3 protein-coding genes and 1 pseudogene are annotated in these 3,911 nt (G+C 64.3%); 1 reads left to right on the top strand and 3 read right to left on the bottom strand.

Features of this window, described 5'->3' with window-relative positions; translation table 11 throughout:
- Positions 1 to 123 precede the first annotated feature (123 nt).
- Complete coding sequence (locus ACSDR0_RS49605; RefSeq protein WP_435295960.1) at positions 124 to 597, bottom strand: STAS domain-containing protein; 474 nt, start codon at positions 595 to 597, stop codon at positions 124 to 126.
- 337 nt (positions 598 to 934) lie between these two features.
- On the opposite strand from ACSDR0_RS49605, the gene ACSDR0_RS49600 reads away from it, so the two are divergent.
- Positions 935 to 1,579, top strand: coding sequence for an ATP-binding protein (locus tag ACSDR0_RS49600; protein ID WP_435295959.1), 645 nt, complete (start codon positions 935 to 937; stop codon positions 1,577 to 1,579).
- A gap of 272 nt (positions 1,580 to 1,851) precedes the next feature.
- On the opposite strand, the gene ACSDR0_RS49595 is transcribed toward ACSDR0_RS49600, so the two are convergent.
- Both ACSDR0_RS49595 and ACSDR0_RS49590 read right to left on the bottom strand, forming a co-directional pair.
- Complete coding sequence (locus ACSDR0_RS49595; RefSeq protein ID WP_435295958.1) at positions 1,852 to 2,565, bottom strand: creatininase family protein; 714 nt, start codon at positions 2,563 to 2,565, stop codon at positions 1,852 to 1,854.
- Positions 2,562 to 3,911, bottom strand: a pseudogene (locus ACSDR0_RS49590) (hypothetical protein); the annotation flags it as partial. The gene ACSDR0_RS49595 and the pseudogene ACSDR0_RS49590, both read right to left, overlap by 4 nt.

Raw genomic sequence — 3,911 nt, 5'->3', positions numbered from 1 at the left:
CCCCTTGGGCGCGCAGCGCCTGCGCGCAGATCAGGCACACCGTGTCGATGGAGACCGGCTTGCCGTCATCGCGAGCGCGAGCGTTGATCGCCGCCCACACCGCTGTCGGCCGCTGCTTGTCCATCAACCTCCACCATCTACGGCGTGGGCATTCGTGGCGATCAGGAAAAGGCCGTTATTCGGGGCGACCAGGGTAAGGCAGTGTTCGTCGGCGTCGGGCTGCGCCTCATCCAAGCACACGGCGGGCGCTTGATCCCATCCAGGCGCCTCGTCCCAGCCGGTGAGCCGTAACAGGCGGAGCACCACCGCTGGGGCCGCCACCATCCGGACGACACTCGCGCTGGAGCCTCCCGCGCCGAGGCCGGCGGTGACCAGCACGCGCAGGCCGCTCACATCGATGAAATCCAGCCCGCTCAGATCGGCGTAAAAGGGGCCATCGTCTTGGGCCGCCCCGGCCAGCGCCGCCATTAAGGCGGGCACGCCGCTACGGTCCAGCTCTCCCTCCAGTCGTATCCCCGGCGGGTGAACCGTCGACGTGATGCGCAACGTCCCGTCGTCGTAGATCGGTGCGCAGGTGGTGCCATCGGTGTCGTCCATGCCAGATCCTCCGGGGGGCTCGTCAAAGAGACAAGCCGCGAGGTCAGGACGGCACGAGATCAATGCAAGTAGGACGCCGCAGGCTCGGAGGCCCGCCAGCGAAAGACACCGCTCCCTCAGGCTACTCGCCAACGGGGTGCCTGACCATCTCCACACCGCCACCACACCGACGCCATACCCCTGGCAGGGACGCGGTTGCCGGTCGCCGATGGTTAAGCAGGCAAGAGCGGGTAGTCACCCTCGTGTAGTTCGTCAGCAAGCGCCCTGAGTCTGGTAGGCGAATCCGGTAGCCCCCGGTGAGATCCAGCAGATACGGCATCTGCATGAGGGGATCTGTGTGAGCACCAACCACCGAGGACCCTGGCCGATCACCACCAACCTGGCCGCCCTGCGGCAACGGATCCACCACCGCGCAACGGATGCAGGGTTGACCGGAGCGCGACTGGAGGACCTGCTGCTCGCCGCCAACGAAGCCGTGGTCAACGTCCTGGAACACGGCGGTGGAAGCGGTACCTTGACCGTCTGGCACGACGAGACGGAGCTGACTGTCGACGTCGTCGACACCGCCGGTCGGCTCGTGCCTCAGGATGTCTACCACTGGCGCTCATCTCACCAGGCGGGCCGGGGCGTCGGATTGTGGCTGATGGGCCGGCTCTGCGATGAGTTCACCATCCACCAGGACAGCGGACGATCACGCGTCCGGCTGCGGATGTACCTGCACACCCCGGCCCCACCGCCGCTGGTAAACGAGCGCCGCCGTACCACCTCAAACTCCGTGCTACAGCGGAGTTCACGAAAGGCGCCGAACTCCAACCTGCAGCGAAGTTCACGCCAGAACACTCCTGCGGTCTGCGGATACGATCTGGATACCTGTAGAGAAAATTCCCATCCCACAAAGATCGACTCTGCGGCCGAGACGACCCAAGCTCCTCGCCTTCTGATCCATAGGAGGAGCCTCACCCAGCACCCATCGCTCTTTTGACCTGGCCAAATGCCTAGCCATGACTCGACAAAACCGGCTCCGAGAAGGCATCGGGAATGACCATGACCGTCGAACTGGCTTAGCGAGATGCATTGGCTTCCTTCAACGGGAAGCATGACAGAGTGCCGGATCTGTTGTGGGATGAGGTCAGGAGCTTCTTCGACGCATCCCTTGACTGCAATTGTGCGGACGAATCTGGCCTTGGCTCGGGCTGCCCGATGAGCCAGGGCTGAGGAACGAAGTCCTGGATCGTCCAGCTGGTGTGCTGTCGCTCAGGACTTCGTGAAGAGATTCAGCACGTCGGCGAAGCTGTTGGTGAGGCTGTGGAGTACGGCCTTGCCTTTTTCGGCAGTCGCCAGGGATGGGCGGCCGATGACTCCGCTCTCCGTGTAAGCCTGCATGCCCTTCGTTAGGAGATGGCGGCGATCGTCGGAGGTCCAATCGGCGGACTGGTAGCCGGGGCGGATCACCTCGGGGCAGGCATGAAGCAGAAGGGACGTCTCCAGCTCTCCAGCGTGCATGTCCTCGTGCATGGTGCTGACGAGTTGGGCGGTGGCTCGGGCTTCGTTCCAGGCTTCGCGGGAGGGGAACAGTGCCATGTTGCGGCTTTCGGCGCTGGCCTCCTGAACGACGTTACTCAGAACGTAGTTGCCGCCGTGACCGTTGATGACGACTAAGGCTGTGGGGCCGGAGCGGGTGACGGAGTCGTAGATGTCGGTGACGATCGCGTGCAGGGTCCGCGCGGAGATGCTGACGGTTCCCGGCCATGCGCTGTGCTCATGAGAGCAGGAGATCGTCACCGGTGGGAGCAGCAACACGGGGTAGGCGTCGGCGATCTCACGGGCTATCAGGGTCGCAACGATGGTGTCCGTGCTGAGAGGTAGGTGATCACCATGCTGCTCGAAGCTGCCGACAGGCAGGATCGCGACATGGGCGTTGCGCTGTCGCTCCTCAGTGGTGGTCGCGGTGGGCAGCAGCGTGGTCACCGGTCTCCTTCTGGCTGGAGTGCTGGCAGGGCGAAGGACTCCGAGAGGATGTCGAGCCTGGTGAGCAAGTCTGCCACGTAGGGGTCTGTCGACCATCGGGCCAAGTGGCGGCGTAGTGCTGCGAGTTGGCCGGCGACTCGGCTGGATCGAAGGGCCTGCATTCGGGTGATGGCATCTTCGGTCACCGCACATGCCTGGTCGCGCTCGCCCGCGATGGCGTAGGCAGTGGCCATGCGGGTCAAGAACAGGACATGGTCGCGTGTCTGGCTGGTCTCCGGCCACTGGGATCGGCTGGCCTCGAATATCGGGATGGCCGCGGTCGCCTCGCCCAGCAACACGCGGGTCGCGCCGGTCTCCATGGCGATGTAGGCGGGAGTGCAGTACGGGGCACGGTCGCTTTCGCCCTGCGCCATCCCTGCGGCGGCTTCGAGGAGGGCCATCTCCGAATCACGCGCTGAGTCCGCTGCTTCTCCGAGGTGAGCGTTCGCTGTCGCACGGGTTCTCAAGATGACCGCTCTGAGCCGGGGAGTGAGGGCGCCGGAGTTGGCCATAGCCGTATTCGCCAGACCAAGGCCGTGGCCATAGTCACCGGACTCGGTGGCGATGACACTTTTACGCATGAGGATGTAGGAGATGACGCGCTGGTCGCCCAACTCCATCGCGTAGTCCAGGGCCTTGTTAGTCCACATCGTGGCGCGGGTGAAATCGCCTAGGTCCTGGTGCAGCCATCCACAGAATTCCAGCAGCTCGCTGGCGAAACTCAGGGCTTCGGTACGGTCGGCTCCTCGGGTCACCTGGCAGACCTGCCCGACTACGGGAACCTGGCTTTGAACGGCGCTGATCAAGAGGAGAGGTCCCATGATGGCTTCGGCCTGGATGTGGCCGGTGAGAACGTGCCGGAGTCCGGAGATGACGGGGCGGCTGGAGGCGCCGGTCAAGCTGGCCAAGTACTGAGCTGGTAGATCCGCACTCGATGGCGAGGGGGTCGGCTGAGCGGATGGGAGCGGATTCGGCGTGTGTCGAGTAGGTGAACTGGTTGAGGGATGTCGTCGCGGTGCCAGGCCGAGAGTCAACCGGGCGGGGTCGGGCATGTCCAGGCCGTCGGCGATGCGCTCGAAGACCTCGAAGGCGGTGACCTTGGAGGTGGTGCCGTTGATCGTCGCACTCACCCGGCCTTGGCTGAATCCGATGGCCGCGCCGATCTGCGTCTGACTGATTCCGCCGTACCTGTGGATAAGGTCGAGCAGGCTCCTTATGTCACGGTTTCTGAGCTTCGCTTTTAACCCGGTGACGGATGTCAGGCCGTCCGGCTGGTCATTTTGATGGCCGGGTGACGGGGAGCAGGT

The organism is Streptosporangium sp. G11 (genome assembly GCF_051192615.1).
Classification (GTDB): Bacteria; Actinomycetota; Actinomycetes; order Streptosporangiales; family Streptosporangiaceae; genus Streptosporangium.
The sequence above is the reverse complement of the archived record's forward strand: the minus strand, read 5'-3'. Positions and strand labels throughout refer to the sequence as shown.